Origin of the sequence: Halopseudomonas pelagia, assembly GCF_009497895.1 — a bacterium.
GTDB lineage: Bacteria > Pseudomonadota > Gammaproteobacteria > Pseudomonadales > Pseudomonadaceae > Halopseudomonas > Halopseudomonas pelagia_A.
Genome location: NZ_CP033116.1, coordinates 1,340,819 through 1,360,549, shown reverse-complemented (window position 1 = coordinate 1,360,549; position 19,731 = coordinate 1,340,819). Strand labels below are relative to the sequence as shown.

Here is a 19,731-nt window from a genome sequence, read left to right as displayed (position 1 = left end):
CAGCCCTGAGCGATCAGGGTCGAGTCTGCTATTATGGCGAAACACAGACCTAGCAGCGAAGCCAATATGACCGACCTCTCTCCGACCCTGACCCTGGCCTGCGAGCTGATCAGCCGCAACTCCACCACTCCGGACGACGCCGGTTGCCAGCAACTGATGGGCGAACGCCTGGCCGCCTGCGGCTTCCGCCTGGAATCCCTGCGTTTCGGTGAGGTAGACAATCTCTGGGCCCGGCGCGGCATTGATGGTCCGGTACTCTGCTTTGCTGGTCACACCGACGTAGTGCCCACCGGCCCTGCTGAGCGCTGGGTACAGCCGCCCTTCGAACCCATGATCAAGAACGGCATGCTCTACGGCCGTGGCGCAGCAGACATGAAAGGTAGCCTGGCGGCCATGGTTGTCGCCGTGGAACGCTTTGTTGCCGCCTTCCCCGACCACCACGGATCCATCGCGTTCTTGATCACCAGCGACGAGGAAGGCCCGGCTACTGAAGGCACGGTCAAGGTCGTGGAAACACTGGTCGAGCGCGAAGAGTATGTGGACTGGTGCATCGTCGGCGAACCTTCCAGCACCGAACTGGTCGGCGATGTGGTCAAGAACGGTCGCCGCGGCTCACTCAACGCCGAACTGACGATCAAGGGCAAGCAGGGCCATGTGGCCTACCCGCATCTGGCGCGCAACCCGATCCATCTGGCGGCACCGGCGCTGACAGCACTGGCCGCTGAAAGCTGGGACATGGGCAACGAGTTCTTCCCACCCACCAGCTTCCAGATATCCAATATCAATTCAGGCACCGGCGCGACCAACGTCATCCCCGGCGATCTGATCGCACTGATCAACTTCCGCTTTTCCACCGAATCCACCGTCGAAAGCCTCAAGGCCCGCGTTACCGCGCTGCTCGACCAGCAGGGCCTGGATTACGAACTGAACTGGACCCTGTCCGGTCTGCCATTTCTTACCGAGCCCGGCGCTCTGCTCGACGGCGTGCGTGCAGCCATCCGCCAGGTAACGGGCCGCGAAACCCAACCCTCCACCTCGGGCGGCACCTCGGACGGACGTTTTATCGCGACCATGGGCACCCAGGTGGTCGAGCTGGGACCGGTCAATGCCACCATCCACCAGCTTGATGAACACATCAGCGCCGCCGATCTGGATACGCTGACGGATATCTATGAAGCCACGCTTGAGCGGCTGTTGACCTGATGCTGAGACTGATTTGCCCCCACTGCCAGGCATTGTTGAGCGCGCAGGATAAACACTGGTACTGCGACAACGGCCATGGCTACGATCAGGCGCGTCAGGGCTACCTCAATCTGCTGCTGGTGCAACACAAGAACAGCCGCCAGCCCGGCGACACCCCGGCCATGCTCGCCTGCCGCCAGGCGTTTCTGGATGGCGGCCATTATCAGCCGGTCAGCGACCGTATCAATCAGATCTTTACCGAGCATGCACCCGAGACCTTGCTGGACATGGGCTGTGGCGAAGGCTACTACAGTGCGCGCCTGGCCGCCGCACTGCCGCAATGTCAGGTCGCCGGGCTGGATATAAGCAAAGACGCCATCCTCAAGGCCTGCCGACGCAGCCGAGAGATTCAGTGGCTGGTTGCCTCCAGTGCCCGATTACCGGTGCCCGAGGCCAGTCTGGATGCTGCGTTGTGCGTCTTCAGTCCCTGGAGCTGGGACGAGTGCCTGCGCACACTCAAACCCGGTGGTCATGTGCTACTGGTCGGCCCGGATGCCGACCATCTGATGAGCCTGCGCGAAAACCTGTATGACAGCATTCATCCGACCCCGGAATTGATCAAGGCATTACCTGAGGGTATGCAGATCGTCAATGATCAGACCCTGCGCTATGCTTTGAACCTGAACCCGGCCGACCTGGCCAACCTGATCGGCATGACACCGCATGGCTTCCGCAGCCGCCCCGAACGTCAGCAGGCTCTGCTGGAAACCGGGCTGCCGTCGCTGGAAGTCGCCATGCGGCTGGTATTGCTGCAACGCTCCTGAGAGGACTGCCCGTGCGCCAACCTGATATAGAGATTTACCTGCGCGAAGAGCACTTGGACGCGTTGACCGAATGGCTGAACAGCCAGATAGGCCCGCTGCAGCTCAAGCCCTGGAACGAGCTGACCCGTCGCGGCACATTGACGCTGGATGGCCAAACCATCCCATTGATGATCGTGCGCAAGGCCGCCGGCAAATGGGCCAGCGTCTGGTTCGACAGCGACAGTACCCCCTGGGAAACCGATCGGGATTGTGCTCGCGCCGTCAATGCGGGCCTTGGCCAGGAAGTCCGTTGCTCCGTAGGCGGTTGGTCCGAAGACCAGAGTGATGACGACCCTGATCGCTGGCTGAAAGTGACCAGTGAAGGCGAAAGCGAGTTTATCTGGGCGATGAAGCCCTGAGTCAGCGGATTAGCCAACAGCAAAAGAGTGCCTACCCATGATCATTGCCTGCGCCCACTGCCATCGCAAAAACCGGATTGAACAAGACCGCCTGGCGGACGACCCCAACTGCGGCGCCTGCAAGCAGCCTTTGTTGACGGATCAACCGATACCGGTCAACAGTACCCAGTTCAATGCTCATGCCTCATCCGACCTGCCGCTGATCCTGGACTTCTGGGCACCCTGGTGCGGCCCCTGTCTGCAGTTCGCACCGACCTTTGAAAAAGCCGCCGCAGCCGCTGGCCCGAAAGCCCAGTTCCTCAAGATCAATACCGAAGAAGAACAGGCGCTGGCCGCGCGCTACAGCATCCGCAGCATCCCGACCTTGATGGTATTACGCGGCGGCCAGGAAGTGACCCGCATCAACGGCGCACTTCCACCGGGCGAATTTATGAAGTGGGTTTACCAGCAACTTGGATAGATCCGCGCAGCGATTCAATCGATTAGCGAAATGAAGGCGGCCCCAAGTCCTTACGAGGCCGGTTGCCCTGGACCGCTGCATGACCGTCGGTGCACAGGGATGTGCACCGACGAGCTCCATGGATGGCTAGTAGCGTGTCGTGCAGCGGTCCAGGGCAATCGGCCTACCCCACACGAAACCAGTGCCAACCAATTACCGACCAGCCCGAAATGCAAAAAGCCCGCAGTTAAAAACACGCGGGCTTTTGTCACAACGAAAAGAACACTAGTCGGACTCGCCACCCCGAACAATATCGGACTGGCGCTTGTTCAGGCTTTCCACCTGCCCAATGCCCAGTTGAAAGGCCCAGCGCTCATCGGTATTGACGCCCAGATTGCTGTCCTCAGGCTGCTCGAAATGGTCCAGCAATAACCAATACTTTCCATCGATGTCATACAGGCTGGCTTCCAATTCAGCGCCACTCCAGGTCGTCACTTGCATCTGCAGCATCGGCTCGTCGAGCTCCAGCTCGGAGCGCAGTTTCACATCCTGGGCGCGCAGATCGATAAGCGCCAGCACCATGCTGTTGGTCCAGCGCTCATTACCCTGCTGGTCGGCCTGCTCAAGCCCGGCCAGACGGAAGTTGTAATCCCCTTCCTTGGCCTTTTCTACCTCTAACACCTCGCCATCGGCATGAGTCCAGCGTGCCGACGCTGCCTGCGTCATCGGGATCTGTGTTACCTGCAGATCCAGCCACTCCACATCGCTGACAGTCATGCCAAAGGGCCGGTTGATCAGCCATACCTGATTTTCATCGGCAAAGCGCACCACCTGACCACTGCCGACAGGGTTGCCATAGATGATGCCGACCGACTCTTCACCCGCGGCCATGGTCACCTGCAGAGTAGCGTTTTGCGGCGCGCTCATGTCCAGCCCCAGGCGCGCGTGATAGTCGGGATTATCCGTCTGCGACGCGGTCACCCGCGCACCACGCACCGCATGGAGCAGAGCCGCAATTCGTTCCGGCTGGGCCGGGAACATATTTTTACTGACCACGCCCCAGCGACCGCCGTCACGCACCACCTCGACTTCGACGCCGGCCTTGGCTACAACCAGGTTATCCATCTGATTGACGACAGCCAGTTGTTCCTCTGAGAGCAACTGACGGCTTTGCAGATCATCCACCCGGGCATCGTTCTGCTGTTGCAACGCGACAGCGATCAGCAATATGGATATCACGGCCAGAACGGCTATCAGTTTCACTTTCATGGCAGCGACTCCCTATACCGACCGGCGGCGGCGAATACGTGCAACCACCCACCAGATCAGGACACCCAGAGTCAATAACGCTGGCACCAGGGCAATATTGATCACCTTCAACCAAGTACCAAGACGCTCGATATCGGCGTTTAACTGAAAGCGAACATCGCGCAACTGCTTGCGAATCTGCAGCTTCTCATCCAGGAAGCGCTGCACGGCCTGCTCTTGCTCAGCCGTCATCTCCAGCATCTGGGTTGGGTCCTGGCCCTGCTGCAACTGAGCCAGCTGCTGCTCCGTCTCCGCCAGTTGAGCTTGCAAGCGTTGCTCGCTGGCACGGTAGCGGCGCTCGGCAGCGCGCTGCAGATCTTCCACCACGGTAAACGGACGGCTGAAGTTGCCGCGCGAACGCACACTGATCAGCGCCTCGGAGCCAGACAGGTTATCCAGCGCATTGATCAGCAACCCACCGTTGTCTGCCCAAGGCTGAGGAACACGTTGACCGAAGAAGTCCTGCACCTGCACCCACATCCGGTCGGTCAGCAGATCAGTATCCGCGACCACCATGACGTTGATGTTGTCGGCAGATTGAACACCCGGCTCAATTCCTTCCAGCCCTTCAGGGTAGGCGGACGTGGCCGGGCCCTGAATACGTGCGGCGAAATGATAGACCTGGTCATCCGCTTCAAAGCCGTCCAGCAGTACTTCAGGATCTTCCATGCCCGAGAAGGCGCTGCTCGCTACCAAAGCGCTGTTGGCCGTACTCGAGAGCAGCGGAGTAAAGGTCGTTTGCGCGCCTTCCACGTGCTTCAAAGCGCCGGCGGTCGCCACAGTGACCAGGCTCAACGGTGCGGTGACCGTATCTTCATTGTTCAATTGCTCAGGCTCTACTTCCAGCCAGCCAATATGTCGGGCCGGCAGTTGGCCTTCGCCACGGCCAACCGACATACCCAACCGCGCGTCCAGCACCACCCGCTCAGGATTGAAATCGACACCCCAGTTTTTCAGCAAAGGGGAAAGGTCGGACGACTTGCCATCGGCCATACCCTCCATCATCGCCTCCCGGCTCTGGTCCGACTCGGCCAGCGGGTCAATAAAGGCCAGCAACTTGCCGCCGCGCAGAACAAACTGGTCCACCGCGTTCAAGGCTGTTTCAGTCATGGCTTTGGGGTGAACCAGGAGCAACACATCAACATCTTCCGGCACCTGGTCCATGTCATGCTCCAGGTTTTGAATGTTGAATAGCTGCCGGACTTGCTCCAGCGCCACCCAAGGTGCAGACGCTTGCCCGGTCATCGGATTGGTTCCACCGGTCATGGGCAACCCGCTGAGCAAGCCGACCTGCGGCTTTTCCGCCTGTGAAAGGCTGTTGATCAAACGGCTCAGCTCGTACTCCAGCAAGCCTTCCTGCTCCAGGGAAAAGAACGGAATGACCTCACGTTCAGCCACCGGATTGGTGCCCGCCAGACCGAAATACAGCTTTTCACCGCTCTGCGGCAATGGAATATCCTGCAAGCCAAACTCCGCTGCCCGATCTTCCGCCTCGGAAAAGGGTTGTGGATCGATGATCTGCAGCTTTATCTTGCCGTCGGCTACCCGCTCGTATTCCTTCAGTAACTCTTCCACGCGCCGCGCATAGTTACGCAGGATGACCATGTCCTTGCTGGCCCGGTCGGAGAAAAAGAAATACAGGGTGATCGGCTCTTCCAGCTCGGTGAGGATCTCCCGCGTGCCATCGGAAATGGTGAACAATTTCTGTTCGGTCAGATCCAGCCGTGCGCCCGGCAGCAGCACGTTGGAGGCCATATTGAAGGCAACAAAGGCCAACAGCAGTACCAGCAAACCGGTACCCGAATACATTAAACGTTTCATTCTTATGTCCCCTTCGCCTCAATCGGCCTTTTTCAGGTCGATGACAATCGCCGTAGCCAGCAACCACACAGCCATGAGCGATACGAAATACAGCAAGTCACGCAGGTCCAGAACGCCTTTACTGATGGCGTCAAAACGAATCAGGAAACTGAGTGAGGCAATGGCGTCAAGCAACCATTGAGGTGCCCAACCGGTAAACAGGTCCAGCCATAGTGAAAAGCCGCTGACGATAAAGATGAAGCAGGCCACCACGCTGACGATAAAGGCGATGACCTGGTTCTTGGTCAGTGCCGACATGCAGGAACCTATCGCCAGGTAGCCACCAGCCAGCAACCAACTGCCCAGGTAGCCGGTGAAGATCGCACCATTATCAGGGGCGCCGAGATAGTTGACCGTGATGATGATGGGGAAGGTCAGCAGCAAGGCGATACCGATAAACACCCAGGCCGCAAGAAACTTGCCCAGCACCATGTCGGAACGCGATACCGGCAAGGTCATCAGCAACTCGATGGTGCCTGACTTGCGCTCCTCAGCCCACAGACGCATGGCCACAGCCGGCACCAGGAACAGGTACAACCAGGGATGGAAGTTGAAGAAGGCATTCAGATCAGCCTGACCGCTCTCGTAGAAACCACCCAGATAAAAGGTGAAGACTGCCGACAGGACCAGAAAAATGACGATGAAAATATACGCCAGGGGTGTAGAGAAATAGCTGCCGAGCTCGCGTTTGAAAATCACACCGAGATTTTTCATGCCGCCTCCTCCGCAGTCAGACGACGGAAGACTTCATCCAGACGACCGCGCTCTACCGAAAGCTCGCGAACCGGCCAGTTATGCTCACGGGCATATTGCCCCACCGCCGGGAAGATAACGTCGCCTGGCTTGGCCAGCACGGTAAGCAGTTGCCCATCCCGCTGACTTTCAACCTCCAGCACGCCTGGCAAGGCCAGCAATGGCAGGCTATCAACCGGTTGCGCAAGATCCACGGTGACTGCCTGGTGGTAGCGCGAGCGCGCTTCCAGCTCGTCCGGGGTGCCATCGGCGAGCAGGCGCCCGTGGGCAATCACCACCGCACGGCTGCAGACTGCGCTGACTTCTTCGAGAATATGTGTGGAGATGACCACGATCTTGTTGCTGCCCTCAGCCAGTTGCTGGATCAGCTTGCGCACCTGGAATTTCTGGTTGGGATCCAGCCCATCGGTAGGCTCATCGAGGATCAACACCTTGGGATCATGCAGAATCGCCTGGGCCAGGCCCACCCGGCGCTTGAAGCCCTTGGACAGGGTCTCGATGCTCTGCCCCATCACCGCTTGCAGCTCCAACTGCTCAGCAGCCCAGGCGACCCGCTTATGCTTTTCAGCACCGCTGTAACCACGAATTTCAGCAATAAATTCGAGGAAGCGCTTAACACGCATGTCGCCGTAGCAGGGGGCGCCTTCCGGCAGATAGCCCATCTGCTGCTGGGCCTGCAAGGTCTGGGTCTGGATATCAAAGCCACAGACCGAGGCCGAGCCGCCATCAGGCGTCAGAAAACCGGTGAGCATCTTCATGGTGGTGGATTTACCGGCACCGTTAGGGCCAAGAAAGCCGAGCACTTCCCCCGGACTCACAGCAAAGGACAGATTGTCCACAGCGACGTGCTCGCCAAAGCGTTTGGTCAGGCTATTTATGTTTATCATTGGCCTCTTCCGATTCCCCCAGATAGTCGATTGCACCGCGTACGGGCGGGCAATGTAACGCGCAAGGATACATTGAATGCTGCAGCGTGGGGGGATAGAAATAAACCGGACGCGGACGTTCAAACACCCTACGGGGTTGGATCGCCGAGGCAGCGTCCTCGGCCTGTCCCACAGTGACAGCGAGGCATGTATCAGCGCTCAAGGCAGTGACTATATGAACGCGTGCAGGGGATTTCAAGCCTTGTGGCGGGGGATCACCAAGCCTGATGATGGCATGAGCTGTAACCGGATGTTAAAAGCGCTAGAATCCCTTCCATTACATAGGTCTGGTTGCACCAGCCACGCATCAGCACATCCTCCAGAGAGCCCCATGCCCGCAGTCTATTCTTCGTTTTTCGGCCGCTTACGCTTCGGTTTACTTCGCCGCTTACTCTACCTTTGGGCGCGATCGGACAGTATCGGCAACGCTGCCTTTGATCTGCATCTGGATCGAGACACACCGATCATCTATGTGCTGCCCTACCGATCCTTGTCCGATCTGATCGTTCTGGACCGCGAATGCCGCAAAGCCGGCCTGCCGCGCCCGGTAAGAGCCCCCGTTGGCGGACTGGGGGAGCAGGAGTCCTACGCCTTCCTCAGCAAAGAGCAGGCCTGGGTCGGGCGCCCCGACCCGCGTGGGCAGTCCCCGCGTTTGCTGCGCGCGATCAGCGCGGTGGAGGAACGCCAACGCGAAGAAGTACAGCTAGTCCCCGTCAGCGTGTTCTGGGGGCAGTCACCCGATGTCGAGTCATCGCCGATCAAGCTGCTGTTTGCATATAACTGGGCGGTCGGCGGGCGCATGCGCAAACTGCTGGCGATATTGCTGCACGGCCGCAAGATCCGCGTGCGCTTCGGCGAAGCCCTGTCGCTCAAAGAGCTGGTCGGCGAGCAATTGGGTCACGAGCGGCATGTACGCCGCACTGGACGGCTACTGCGGGTGTACTTCCGCCAGCAGCGCGGCGCCGTGGTCGGCCCCGACCTGTCACACCGTCGCACCCTGCTGAAAGGGCTGTTGCAATCGCCGATGGTGCGCGCGGCGATCGAAAAAGAGGCGCTGGAGAAAGGCGTTGATCCGACCAAGGCGCGCAAGGATGCGGCGCGCTATGCCAATGAGATCGCCTCGGATTTCACCTACAGCATCATTCGCTTTATGGAAGTGGTGCTGTCGTGGTTCTGGAATAAGCTCTATGACGGCATCCGCATCAATCACATAGAGCGGGTGCAACGCATTGCCCGGGGTAACGAGATCATCTATGTGCCCTGCCACCGCAGCCACATCGATTATTTGCTGTTGTCCTATATCCTGTTTCAAAACAGCCTGACGCCGCCGCATATTGCCGCCGGCATCAACCTGAACATGCCGGTAATCGGCGGCATATTGCGCCGCGGCGGCGCTTTTTTCATGCGCCGCACCTTCAAAGGCAACCAGCTGTATACCGCCGTGTTCAATGAATACCTGCATACCCTGTTCAGCCGCGGCTTTCCGGTCGAATACTTTATCGAGGGCGGACGCTCGCGCACTGGCCGGACGCTGAACCCCAAGACCGGCATGCTGGCCATCACCCTGCGCAGTTATCTGCGTTCCTCACGTCGGCCTATCGTTTTCGTTCCAGTCTATGTCGGTTACGAACGGGTATTGGAAGGCCGCACCTATCTGGGCGAACTACGCGGCCAGGAGAAAAAAAAGGAATCCTTCTTTGATATCTTCCGGGTGCTGTCCGCTTTGAAATTGCGTTTTGGCAAGGTCGCGGTCAACTTTGGTGAGCCGGTCTCCCTGAACGGCTTTCTTGAACAGCAACAGCCCGGCTGGCGGCAGCGCGACTATGCCCCTGACTACCGCCCGGAATGGCTCTCGGAGACCACCAAGCAACTGGCGCGCAGTCTGGCCAACGCCATCAATGCCGCCGCCGATGCCAATCCGGTAAATATGGTCGCACTGGCTATGCTGTCCACCAGCCGGTTGGCGCTGGATGAGCCAGCCTTGAAGCGTGTGCTGAATACCTACAAGTCGCTGCTGAGCCGGGTACCCTACAGCCCAAGCATGACCCTGCCCGATATGGACGGCCAGGCAATGATTGAATATGTCGAAGGCATGCAGTTTATGGGTCGCCAATCCGATGCATTGGGCGAGATCCTGTTTCTGGATGAGCCGCAGGCGGTGCTGATGACCTACTACCGCAACAACGTGCTGCATCTGGTAGCACTGCCGGCGCTGATTGCTTGCCTGTTCCTGAACAATCCACGCATGAGCCGCGAACAGATCGACAAGCTGGTCAGCGCCATCTATCCCTATTTGCAGGGCGAACTCTTTCTGCAATGGCAGGACGCCGAACTGCCCGGCGTGATCAGCACATGGATAGACGGCTTGATTGCCGAAGGACTGTTGCGCGAAGAAGCGGGCCAGATCAAGCGGCCGGACCCGAGTTCCAGCGAATTCGTACTGCTTAGCCTACTGGCTCGCAGCATTCTGCAAATGCTTGAACGCTTCTACATGGCCGCTGCTCTGCTGCTGAACAATCCCAACGGCAGCCTCACCGCCGAGGAGCTGGAAACACTTTGCACGGTCATGGCCCAGCGCCTGTCAATTCTGCACGGGCTGAACGCGCCGGAATTTTTCGACAAGACACTGTTTCGTCAGTTTATCCAGCGGCTGAATGATCTGCAGGTGATCAGGACCGATAGCGAAGGCCGCCTGCAATACCTGCCGGGCCTGGAGGACATCGCTGAAAACACGGCAAAACGGGTATTGAGCGCAGAGATCAGGCTCTCTATCCGGCAGGTCGCACGGTCGTCCAATACCGCACCCATCGCACCTGTGGAGCCGGCATAAGCTCAGGCTTCGAGCTTCTTTTTGCCGTAGATGTCGTAACGGCTGGACTGGCCATTGAGCTGAGCGCTGGGTAATACACCCTCAATGGCGGATGCCTTGCGCGGGCGTTTGACCGCGACGCGATGGCTAGCCAATTGCAACGCCGCCGCCAGCAGTGCTGGCGCATCCAGGTCATCCCCCGCCAATGGCCGAAACAGACGCATTTCCTTTTTTACCAGCGCAGACTTGTCCCGGTGCGGGAACATCGGATCCAGGTGGACAACCTGAGGTATCTGCCCTTGCCAGGCACCCATCGCCTCAATGGCATCCGCGTGGATCAGCTGCATGCGCGCGGCGATCTCGGCCACTTCGCCACCGGCCGCGCGGGCACGTTGCAGCCCGTCGTCCAACAGTGCAGCGATCACCGGCTGACGCTCGATCAGCGTCACCTGACAACCCAGCGCCGCCAACACAAAGGCATCGCGCCCCAATCCTGCGGTGGCATCCAGCACGCTCGGCCGAATCACACCGCGCAAGCCCACCGCTTTGGCCACCATCTGCCCGGCGCCTCCGCCGAACTGACGCCGATGCGCCATTGCACCTTCGACAAAATCTACCCTGACCGCGCCCGGAGCGTCAGGACCGCTGGCCTGGAGACTCAAACCGTGCTCGCCCACCTGCAACCAGAGCGAACAGGTTGCTGAATCCGCCTGGCCGCAGGGCAAACCCAGTTGCCTGGCCAGAGATTCGGCCGCAGAAGCATAAGCATCCTGCAGCCAGGTCACGCCGATGGCGTTAGCGGAGAAAGGTTCAGACATCAGCGATGGTCGGCAAAGAAAAGCTCAGCAAAGGGAAAAGGATCAAGCAAACAGGTCGATACCGAAAATACCTTCGGATTCGTCGTTGACGGGAATATTGGCGGTAAATTGGTAGCTGGACAACGCCTGATTGGACCGACCATAGACCGGTTCCTGGCTCTCCCGGCGGGCGGGAATGTATTCGGCGTTGGCACTGGCGGCACTCACAGCACGCGGCACCAGCGAACGAACCGGCTCCACTGGCGCGGCTGAGGCCGTCTGCCCCGCGCGCACAGGCTCACTGTTGGCCGCAGGGACAACAGGGCGAGTACTGCGCTCAGGCAGCGCAGTGAATGGAATATAGCCATCCAGACGCATCGACGCACTCCAGGGAATCAGGTCTGCAGATTAGCCTGACGTCAGTTAAAAGGCAAAACCCAGCCGACGAACTGAATGACCTACGCCTGCTGCTTGGGCGTGGCAACCTTGTCGCGCAGGTACACTGGCTGGGCATCGGCCGCATCCAGTACCTCGCCCGCCAGCCACCGCGGCAAGGCCAGGCTCAGCAGATCGCGGGCATCGGGTAGCATCTCGGTCCAGGCCGCAGCAACCTTGACGGCGAGGCGATCCGCATACTGCCAACCGGTCCCGGCACCCTGGGCTGAGCCAAAGCCTGCCGGGGTCATCACGGCTTCGGGGGCGCAGACGCGCTCCTCGCCGTGCAACTGCATCACGCCCTGCTCCAGGCGGTAACAACCCCAATACACCTCGTCCATCCGCGCATCAATCGCCGCACAGACTGTCTTCGCTTGGTGCTCGCGCCAGGCGCGCTGCGCCAGGGCGGCCAGGTTGGACACCGGGATCACTGGCTTGCCTGTGGCAAATGCCAATCCCTGAACCATCCCCGTAGCAATACGCACACCGGTAAAAGCGCCGGGGCCACGGCCGAAGACCAGCGCATCGACCTGCTTCAACCTGAGGTCTGCTTCGGTCAGCAACTCTTCGAGCATGGGAAGCAAGCGCACAGCGTGCATGCGCGGTATCACCTCGAAGCGATGAATCACCTGCCCTTCATGCAGCAGCGCAGCAGAACAGGCTTCGGTCGCGGTATCCAGGGCAAGTAGCGTAGTCATGGTCTGCTCGTGGCCGTACTTGAGAAAAGGGGCTGCATTGTAGCCAATGCAAAAGACCCGTGCGACTAATCGTCAGCACGGGTCCTTGTGGTTACAGCTGCTGATTCACCCAACGGGGTGAGGTGCGCTCAGCTCAGCGCCTGCATTACCTTGCTGGTGATCTGGTCAACAGTACCTATGCCTTCGACCTTGCTGCACTTGGGCGTGCCATGCTCGTCGGACAACTGCTGATAGAAGGCCACCAGCGGCTTGGTCTGCTGGTGATAGATCTTCAGCCGATTGCGCACGGTAGCTTCAACGTCATCATCGCGCTGTACCAGATCTTCGCCAGTCTGATCATCCTTGCCTTCAACCTTGGGCGGCTGATGGCTGATGTGATAAATCCGCCCGGAGCCCGGGTGTACACGGCGACCGGACAGACGCTCGACGATCTCTTCATCGTCCACGGCAATTTCCAGCACGTGGTCAATCTTGACGCCCGACTCCTTCAGCGCTTCGGCCTGGGGAATGGTGCGCGGGAAGCCGTCAAAAAGGAAACCGTTCTTGCAGTCATCCTGCGCGATGCGCTCTTTGATCAGGCCGATGATCAGATCGTCGGACACCAGGCTACCGGTATCCATCACCTGCTTGACCTGCTGACCCATTTCAGTGCCCGCCTTGACCGCCGCACGCAGCATGTCACCAGTGGAAATCTGCGGAATACCGTAGTGCTTGCAGATGAATTGGGACTGTGTGCCCTTGCCTGCGCCAGGCGCGCCCAACAGGATAACTCGCATAGATAGACTCCTAAAATAATACCGAAACCGGGCCGCCTGACGAATAGGCTCGCAGGCTGGCAGTGCCAACTGTCACGTCGGCGCAAAAAACTGTCGCATTATTGGGGTATGCGAAAAGGGCGTTCAACATACACTTACCAGCAGACACACACAAGCCGGACCAAAGTAGAAGCCCGGCTGGCGCGGCCTGAACAGCCTCTGCAGTGCAGACCAGCCATGCTGCTTATCAGGGTTATTAACCCGTATTACGCATCCCTGCGGCAATTCCAGCCACGGTAACCAGTAATGCCCGTTCAAGGTCGGGGTCTATGCTCTCCCCTTGCGCTCGGGTTCTGCCCAATAACTCCGCCTGAAGCAGGTGCAACGGATCGGTATAGGGGTTACGGATCGCCACTGACTCCCCGAGTGCCGGATTATGCGCCAGCAATCGATCCGTCTGGCGCAGCGCCAGGATCACATCCATCGCTTGCTCAAGCGAATTGCGCAATTGTTCACCCAGCGGCCACAGCGCGGGATCTGCCAGGCGCTCTTCATAGAACCGGGCAATCCCGCCGTCGGCTTTAGCCAGGACCATCTCAAGCATTTCCACGCGCGCGAGAAAGAACGGCCAGCCGCGCATCATCGCACGCAATTGATCCTGCTCGCCGGCGTCCATCGATTCACGCAGGGCTTGGCCAGCGCCGAGCCATGCCGGCAACATCAACCGCGTTTGCGTCCAGGCAAAAATCCATGGAATCGCTCGCAGGGTCTCAATACCGCCCTGGCTACGACGCTTTGCCGGTCTGCTGCCGAGCGGCAGGCGGGCCAGCTCCTGCTCTGGAGTGGCCTGGCGGAAATACTCGACAAACTGCGGCTCGTCGCGCACTACGCCGCGGTAAACCTCAACCGAGCGTGCCGCGAGGCTTTCCATCAGGTCGCGCCACGCCGGCTCCGGTGCCGGCGGTGGCAGCAGTGTGGCCTCCAGCACGGCACTGACATAGAGCTGCAGGCTTTGCACAGCGATGTCCGGCAGACCATATTTGAAGCGGATCATCTCGCCCTGCTCCGTGACCCGGAACTGGCCCTGAACCGAACCCGGTGGCTGTGAAAGTATCGCCATATGCGCCGGTGCGCCGCCGCGACCAACCGTGCCGCCGCGGCCGTGAAACAACCGCAGGCGCACGCCGCGCTCGCGACACACCGCCACCAGGGCCTCCTGCGCGCGATACTGCGCCCAGCCAGCCGCCAGCGTGCCGGCGTCCTTGGCCGAGTCGGAATAGCCGATCATCACTTCCTGCTCATCACCGACCAGACTGCGATAGGCCTCCAGCGCCAGCAAGGCATCAATCGCCGGCGCGGCATTGTTAAGATCATCCAGGGTCTCGAACAGGGGTGCCACGCGCATCGGCCAGGCCACGCCCACTTCCTTGAGCAGCAGCTTGACCGCCAGCACGTCCGACGGGCTCGAGGCCATGGAAATCACGTAAGAGCCAAGCATTTCCCGCGGCTGCGTCGCCACCACCCGGCAAGTATCCAGCACTTCCGCAACCTCGCTGCTGGGTTGCCAGTTCGGCGGCAACAGCGGTCTGGGATTATGCAATTCGGTCAGCAGAAAATCGCAGCGATCGCGCTCATCCCACTGTGCATAGTCACCCAATTGCAGATGCAGCGTCAGCTCACTCAGGGCGTCGCAATGCCGCTGCGCATCCTGACGAATATCCAGACGGACCAAGCCCAGGCCGAAAGCATTGACGCGTCGCAGGGTGTCCAGCAAGGGACCGTTGGCGGTCAGCGTCATGCCCTGCTCAAGCAGGGAGTCGCGGCACAGCTCCAGCGGTTGGCGCAGCTCATCGATATGCTGCAGCACCGCGGCGGAAGGCTGGGTGTCCTGCTTAACCGCCGCTGCGGCCCATTCACGGGTCGCCTGCAAACGCTCGCGCAACTGTTTCAGCAAGGCTCTGTAGGGTTCATCCACCGGACCGGTCAGCTCGATAATCGCATCACTGGCACTTTGCATGGACAGTTGATTGGCCAGACCTTCGATATCGCGCAGATATAGATCAGCGGCCATCCAGCGGCCCAGCAACAGCACTTCACGGGTAACGGTGTGAGTGACATTCGGATTGCCATCCCGATCGCCGCCCATCCACGAGGCGATACTCACCGGCACCGCGCGGCTGTCCAGACGTTGGCCGGTAGCGTTATAGAGATCATCGTCGAGCCGCCGCAGAAACCGCGGCAATGCCTGCCAGAGAGAATGCTCAATGACCGCAAAGCCCCACTTGGCCTCGTCGACGGGCGTCGGCCGAGTCCGGCGGATTTCGTCGGTGTACCAGGCTTCACTGATCAATCGTGCAAGATCAGCGCGCACCTCATCACGCTCTAACTGACTGAGGTCATCATGATCGCGGCGGGCCAACGCCATGGCGATGGCATCGTATTTCTGGATCAAGGTGCGCCGGGTCACTTCGGTCGGATGGGCGGTGAGCACCAACTCGATATCCAGCTCGCCGACGTGTCGAACGATGCTGTCGGCATCGTGACCAGCGTCTTTGAGGCGCTGCAATAACTCGCTGATGCAGCGCTCCTCGAAGGACAGCGGTTCATCGGCGCGACGCCGGCGTATGCGATGGTATTGCTCGGCAATGTTGGCCAGGTTGAGAAACTGGTTGAAAGCCCTGCATACCGGCAGCAGTTGGTCGTCCGGCAGGTCATGTAGCGCCGCCAGCAGGGTATCGTGAGCAGCCTGATCGGTTTTGCGGCCCTGCTTGGCGCCCAGACGGATACGCTCGACCCGCTGTAAAAATTCATCGCCAAGGTGGACACGAATGGTTTCGCCCAAGAGTTCGCCCAGCTCGTGTACATCCTCGCGCAAGCGCGCATCGATCTCGGTCATGGTGCTCTCCTTCATCTATAAGCTGGCCAGCATAACTGACATCGCAGGCCCAACAGAATGCGGTGCACGCGCGTATCTGACAACCCCTGGCTCTGCACTAGGAACCGACCTCAAGGTTTATCGGTCGAACCAGTACAAGTAGCCCGAATCAGAACTAGAATTCAGATAGGGCTACAGGCGATACGACTATAGGTAAGGGGGCAGTATGAAGATTCGTGAGTTGACCCAGGAGTGGGAACACAGCGCCAAAGGGCGGATTACGCAGAATAGCTATCAGGTAAAACTACCGCTGGAAGACGCAGCGCGACTTGCAGCGTTGCATGAAATGTATCCCAAGATGAGTGTAGAGGACCTGATTACCGATCTGCTCAGCGCTGCGCTTGAAGAGTACGAGGCCAGCCTGCCCTATAAGGCCGGCGAAGAAGTCATTGCCGTCGATGAGCTGGGTGACCCGCTGTATGGCGATGCCGGCCCTACCCCACGGTATCTGGAACTTAGCCGCATGCATCTGCAACAGTTGATTGAGCAACAAAAAGAACCGCAGCACTGAGCACAAGGGGATTGCTATAAACCCTGAGTCTTGGCTCGCTCCCAGAGCTGGTCGAGACGCTCCAGCCCGGCTTCCTGTACGGATTCTCCGTCATCTGCAAGTCTCTGCTCGATAAAACGAAAGCGCCGTTCGAATTTTTCGTTGCCCTGACGTAGTGCGGTTTCGGCATCCACCTGCAGGTGGCGGGCCAGGTTTACCATGGCGAACATCAGATCGCCCATTTCCTCGGCTACAGCATTAGCGTCGCCTGAGGCCACCGCCTCTCTGACTTCGTCCAGCTCTTCGGCGATTTTGTCGATCACCGGCGCCGCTTCGTTCCAGTCGAAACCGGCTTGAGAAGCCCGCTTCTGCAATTTTTGCGCGCGACTCAGCGCGGGCAACGCACGCGGCACGTCGTCGAGCAGAGACAGCTGTTGCGGGCGCTCGGCCTTCTCTGCCCGTTCCTCTGCCTTGATCGCTTCCCAACGCTGCTTGACCTGCTCAGGCTCTATCTTGATGCTGCCAGCCGGCGTGCGCAGCTTCCCGTCGGGAAATACGTGCGGGTGCCTGCGGACCAGTTTGCGGGTAATGCCATCAACCACATCGGCCCAGACGAAGTGCCCCGCTTGCTGGCCCAGTTGGGCGTAATAGACCACCTGAAACAGCAGATCTCCGAGTTCTCCAGCGAGCTGCGGAAAGTCCCTTTCGGCAATGGCATCGGCGACCTCGTAGGCCTCTTCCAGCGTATGCGGCACTATGCTGTCGAATGACTGCTCCAGATCCCAGGGACAGCCGTGCTCGGGGTCGCGCAGGCATTGCATCAGGTACAGCAGATCATCCAACTGATAGCTCACGCGCTGGCTTCCTTACGGTTGCGACGGGCCTCAATCACATTCGGCAACTGATTGATGCGCGCCAGCAGGCGGCCGAGCATGTTGATATTCGGCACCTCCACGGTCAGCAACATGGCCGCGTAATTGTCATCCTTGTTGGTACGGGTACTGACTTCCAGCACGTTGATCTTGTCGTTGGCGAGCATCTGCGATACATCGCGCAACAGTCCCGAGCGATCATAGGCCTTGATAAAGATTTCCACTGGATAGGTCTGGATCGGCTCTCCCCCCCAACTCACCTCGATCAGGCGGTCGGAGTCCCGGTCCTGCAACTGCATTGCCGTTGCACAATCAGCCCGGTGTACGGTAACGCCGCGGCCCAGGGTGATATAGCCGATGATTGGATCGCCTGGTACCGGCTGGCAGCAGCCGGCCAATTGCGTCAACAGGTTGCCGACGCCCTGGATAAACACATCGCCACGGCGCGCCGGCTTGGTGGCCCGGCGCGGAATCAGCTCCAGCTGTTCGCTATGGCTGTCGGGTTCGACCAGTTGTTGGGCGACGTTGACCACATGCATCAGCCGCACATCACCGGAACCGACAGCCGCAAACAGATCTTCCTGGCTTCTGATACCCAGCTTGTCGATCAGATGGGCGTAATCCGCACCATTGAGCGCCAGGCGGGTCAGCTCCCGATCCAGCATCAACTTGCCAGCCTGCACGTTCTGCTCGCGCGCCTGCTGTTTGAACCAGTGCTGCACCTTTGCCCGGGCGCGCGAGGTATTAACGTAACCCAGGTTGGCATTCAACCAGTCGCGGCTGGGGCTGCTGTGCTTGCCGGTGATGATCTCGACCTGCTCACCAGTTTGCAGAATATAGTTGAGCGGCACTATGCGACCGTTGACCTTGGCCCCTCGGCAACTGTGACCGATCTCGGTATGAATGCGATAGGCAAAGTCCAGTGGCGTGGCGCCCTTGGGCACGTCCAGTACATGGCCATCAGGCGTGAACAGGTAAATCCGATCCGGCTCGAAATCCACCCGAAGCTGATCGGCCAAACCGCCGATATCGCCCATCTCCTCGTGCCATTCCAACACCTGCCGCAACCAGGCAATCTTGTCTTCATAGGCGTTGGAGGAGTGGCTGCTGGCATCGGTGCCCTTGTAACGCCAATGCGCGCACACGCCCAGCTCGGCCTCCTCATGCATGGCCAGGGTACGAATCTGCACTTCCAGTACCTTGCCGCTCGGCCCAACTACCGCGGTGTGCAGCGAGCGGTAGCCATTTTCCTTGGGGTTGGCGATGTAATCGTCGAATTCGTTGGGGATGTGCCGCCACAGGCCATGCACTATGCCCAACGCGGTATAGCAGTCGCGTACCTGTGGCACCAGAACCCGCACCGCACGGACGTCGTATACCTGACTGAAGTCGATACCCTTGCGGTGCATCTTGCGCCAGATCGAATAGATATGTTTCGCCCGGCCGCTGATCTCCGCATGGATCCCGGTCTCTTCCAGCTCCTGGCGCAACTGGTTCATGACGTCGTCGATATATTCCTGACGATCGAGGCGCCGCTCATCCAGCAGCTTGGCAATCTGCTTGTACTGAGTCGGCTCCAGGTAGCGGAAGGACAAATCCTCCAGCTCCCACTTGATATGCCCGATACCCAGACGGTGAGCCAGCGGCGCATAGATATCGAATACTTCGCGGGCCACCCGGTAGCGTTTTTCCTCAGGTGCATCCTTGACCGCTCGAATCGCACAAGTACGCTCGGCAAGCTTGATCAGCGCCACACGCACATCGTCGACCATGGTCACCAGCATTTTGCGCAGGTTTTCCACCTGAGTCTGGGCGCAGAAGGCTATCGTCTTGCCCGGATTCTGTGACACGCTGATGGCCGCCATACGCTGCACACCGTCAACCAGGCCCGCCACCGTGGCACCAAAGCGGCGCTCTACCTCGGCGAGATCGGTTTTGCGTTCACGCACCGCGCGATAGACCACTGCCGCGACCAGAGAGTCCTGGTCGAGTTTCAGTTCAGCAAGGATTTCGGCCATTTCCAGACCGGTAAGATAGCTGCTGGCGCCGTCGGCCCAGATGTTCTCGGCAGCAATGGCGGCGCGTTCAAGTTCCAGCGCCCACTCACAAGCCTCCTTGAGGACGGCGGGAGCCGTCAGCGGCACGCGCTGCTGCATGCGCGCAATCCAGGCGTCAATGTTGACGCTGCCATCGCGATTGGTCGGATGCAGTGCTCTGACCTGGACCATTAGAACGGGGCCCGACTGTGCT

17 protein-coding genes are annotated in these 19,731 nt (G+C 59.5%); 6 read left to right on the top strand and 11 right to left on the bottom strand.

Annotation, left to right across the window (positions count from 1 at the left end; genetic code table 11):
• Window positions 1-66 precede the first annotated feature (66 nt).
• From dapE to trxC, 4 genes are read left to right on the top strand one after another with little or no spacing between them, the layout of a single operon-like run.
• Window positions 67-1,203: a succinyl-diaminopimelate desuccinylase gene (dapE, locus tag EAO82_RS06455; RefSeq protein WP_096347826.1), complete on the top strand. Its 1,137-nt coding sequence runs from the start codon at window positions 67-69 to the stop codon at window positions 1,201-1,203.
• Entirely contained in the window at window positions 1,203-2,006 is an 804-nt protein-coding gene (locus EAO82_RS06450) for a putative RNA methyltransferase (protein ID WP_096347827.1), read from the top strand. Before dapE ends, EAO82_RS06450 begins: the two co-directional genes overlap by 1 nt.
• A gap of 11 nt (window positions 2,007-2,017) precedes the next feature.
• A complete protein-coding gene (locus EAO82_RS06445; RefSeq protein WP_096347828.1) occupies window positions 2,018-2,404 on the top strand; it encodes a hypothetical protein in 387 nt (128 codons plus the stop codon).
• Window positions 2,405-2,441: 37 nt separating this feature from the next.
• Window positions 2,442-2,864, top strand: a complete 423-nt coding sequence (trxC, locus tag EAO82_RS06440; RefSeq protein WP_096347829.1) for a thioredoxin TrxC — start codon at window positions 2,442-2,444, stop codon at window positions 2,862-2,864.
• Window positions 2,865-3,128: 264 nt separating this feature from the next.
• Here the strand turns inward: trxC and EAO82_RS06435 are convergent, their stop codons facing one another.
• The 4 genes from EAO82_RS06435 to EAO82_RS06420 are packed head-to-tail and all read right to left on the bottom strand — an operon-like array spanning window position 3,129 to window position 7,651.
• On the bottom strand, window positions 3,129-4,112 hold the full coding sequence (locus tag EAO82_RS06435) for a DUF4340 domain-containing protein (protein WP_096347830.1): 984 nt from the start codon (window positions 4,110-4,112) through the stop codon (window positions 3,129-3,131).
• Window positions 4,113-4,124: 12 nt separating this feature from the next.
• On the bottom strand, window positions 4,125-5,972 hold the full coding sequence (locus tag EAO82_RS06430) for a GldG family protein (RefSeq protein WP_096347831.1): 1,848 nt from the start codon (window positions 5,970-5,972) through the stop codon (window positions 4,125-4,127).
• Window positions 5,973-5,990: 18 nt separating this feature from the next.
• Window positions 5,991-6,725: an ABC transporter permease gene (locus EAO82_RS06425; RefSeq protein WP_022960973.1), complete on the bottom strand. Its 735-nt coding sequence runs from the start codon at window positions 6,723-6,725 to the stop codon at window positions 5,991-5,993.
• A complete protein-coding gene (locus tag EAO82_RS06420; protein ID WP_096347832.1) occupies window positions 6,722-7,651 on the bottom strand; it encodes an ATP-binding cassette domain-containing protein in 930 nt (309 codons plus the stop codon). The genes EAO82_RS06425 and EAO82_RS06420 overlap by 4 nt, the downstream gene beginning before the upstream one ends.
• Window positions 7,652-8,021: 370 nt before the next feature.
• On the opposite strand from EAO82_RS06420, the gene plsB reads away from it, so the two are divergent.
• Complete coding sequence (gene plsB / locus EAO82_RS06415) at window positions 8,022-10,520, top strand: glycerol-3-phosphate 1-O-acyltransferase PlsB (protein WP_096347833.1); 2,499 nt, start codon at window positions 8,022-8,024, stop codon at window positions 10,518-10,520.
• Between the two features lie 2 nt (window positions 10,521-10,522).
• On the opposite strand, the gene EAO82_RS06410 is transcribed toward plsB, so the two are convergent.
• The 5 genes from EAO82_RS06410 to ppc form a co-directional block, all read right to left on the bottom strand.
• Window positions 10,523-11,317, bottom strand: coding sequence for a class I SAM-dependent methyltransferase (locus EAO82_RS06410; RefSeq protein WP_096347834.1), 795 nt, complete (start codon window positions 11,315-11,317; stop codon window positions 10,523-10,525).
• Window positions 11,318-11,359: 42 nt separating this feature from the next.
• The gene (locus EAO82_RS06405) at window positions 11,360-11,674 is read right to left on the bottom strand and encodes a hypothetical protein (protein ID WP_096347835.1); all 315 of its coding nucleotides are present in this window, start codon (window positions 11,672-11,674) and stop codon (window positions 11,360-11,362) included.
• Between the two features lie 80 nt (window positions 11,675-11,754).
• Window positions 11,755-12,429, bottom strand: a complete 675-nt coding sequence (tsaB, locus tag EAO82_RS06400; protein ID WP_096347836.1) for a tRNA (adenosine(37)-N6)-threonylcarbamoyltransferase complex dimerization subunit type 1 TsaB — start codon at window positions 12,427-12,429, stop codon at window positions 11,755-11,757.
• 128 nt (window positions 12,430-12,557) lie between these two features.
• The gene (gene adk / locus EAO82_RS06395; RefSeq protein WP_096347837.1) at window positions 12,558-13,205 is read right to left on the bottom strand and encodes an adenylate kinase; all 648 of its coding nucleotides are present in this window, start codon (window positions 13,203-13,205) and stop codon (window positions 12,558-12,560) included.
• Between the two features lie 235 nt (window positions 13,206-13,440).
• Complete coding sequence (gene ppc, locus EAO82_RS06390; protein WP_096347838.1) at window positions 13,441-16,080, bottom strand: phosphoenolpyruvate carboxylase; 2,640 nt, start codon at window positions 16,078-16,080, stop codon at window positions 13,441-13,443.
• Window positions 16,081-16,285: 205 nt separating this feature from the next.
• Between ppc and EAO82_RS06385 the strand changes: the two genes are divergently transcribed.
• Window positions 16,286-16,630, top strand: coding sequence for a pilin assembly protein (locus EAO82_RS06385; RefSeq protein ID WP_096347839.1), 345 nt, complete (start codon window positions 16,286-16,288; stop codon window positions 16,628-16,630).
• Between the two features lie 14 nt (window positions 16,631-16,644).
• Here EAO82_RS06385 and mazG read toward each other — a convergent pair whose 3' ends face one another.
• Both mazG and relA read right to left on the bottom strand, forming a co-directional pair.
• Window positions 16,645-17,463, bottom strand: a complete 819-nt coding sequence (mazG, locus tag EAO82_RS06380; RefSeq protein ID WP_321540964.1) for a nucleoside triphosphate pyrophosphohydrolase — start codon at window positions 17,461-17,463, stop codon at window positions 16,645-16,647.
• On the bottom strand, window positions 17,460-19,709 hold the full coding sequence (gene relA, locus EAO82_RS06375; RefSeq protein ID WP_096347840.1) for a GTP diphosphokinase: 2,250 nt from the start codon (window positions 19,707-19,709) through the stop codon (window positions 17,460-17,462). The genes mazG and relA overlap by 4 nt, the downstream gene beginning before the upstream one ends.
• Window positions 19,710-19,731: the final 22 nt, after the last annotated feature.

Bases quoted from the DNA above. Each gene is read 5' to 3' on its own strand.
- EAO82_RS06450 (WP_096347827.1), top strand. From the start codon at position 1,203: ATGCTGAGACTGATTTGCCCCCACTGCCAGGCATTGTTGAGCGCGCAG.
- EAO82_RS06425 (WP_022960973.1), bottom strand. From the start codon at position 6,725: ATGAAAAATCTCGGTGTGATTTTCAAACGCGAGCTCGGCAGCTATTTC.
- trxC (WP_096347829.1), top strand. From the start codon at position 2,442: ATGATCATTGCCTGCGCCCACTGCCATCGCAAAAACCGGATTGAACAA.
- EAO82_RS06385 (WP_096347839.1), top strand. From the start codon at position 16,286: ATGAAGATTCGTGAGTTGACCCAGGAGTGGGAACACAGCGCCAAAGGG.
- EAO82_RS06430 (WP_096347831.1), bottom strand. From the start codon at position 5,972: ATGAAACGTTTAATGTATTCGGGTACCGGTTTGCTGGTACTGCTGTTG.
- plsB (WP_096347833.1), top strand. From the start codon at position 8,022: ATGCCCGCAGTCTATTCTTCGTTTTTCGGCCGCTTACGCTTCGGTTTA.
- dapE (WP_096347826.1), top strand. From the start codon at position 67: ATGACCGACCTCTCTCCGACCCTGACCCTGGCCTGCGAGCTGATCAGC.
- ppc (WP_096347838.1), bottom strand. From the start codon at position 16,080: ATGACCGAGATCGATGCGCGCTTGCGCGAGGATGTACACGAGCTGGGC.
- EAO82_RS06410 (WP_096347834.1), bottom strand. From the start codon at position 11,317: ATGTCTGAACCTTTCTCCGCTAACGCCATCGGCGTGACCTGGCTGCAG.
- EAO82_RS06405 (WP_096347835.1), bottom strand. From the start codon at position 11,674: ATGCGTCTGGATGGCTATATTCCATTCACTGCGCTGCCTGAGCGCAGT.
- tsaB (WP_096347836.1), bottom strand. From the start codon at position 12,429: ATGACTACGCTACTTGCCCTGGATACCGCGACCGAAGCCTGTTCTGCT.
- EAO82_RS06420 (WP_096347832.1), bottom strand. From the start codon at position 7,651: ATGATAAACATAAATAGCCTGACCAAACGCTTTGGCGAGCACGTCGCT.
- relA (WP_096347840.1), bottom strand. From the start codon at position 19,709: ATGGTCCAGGTCAGAGCACTGCATCCGACCAATCGCGATGGCAGCGTC.
- EAO82_RS06435 (WP_096347830.1), bottom strand. From the start codon at position 4,112: ATGAAAGTGAAACTGATAGCCGTTCTGGCCGTGATATCCATATTGCTG.
- adk (WP_096347837.1), bottom strand. From the start codon at position 13,205: ATGCGAGTTATCCTGTTGGGCGCGCCTGGCGCAGGCAAGGGCACACAG.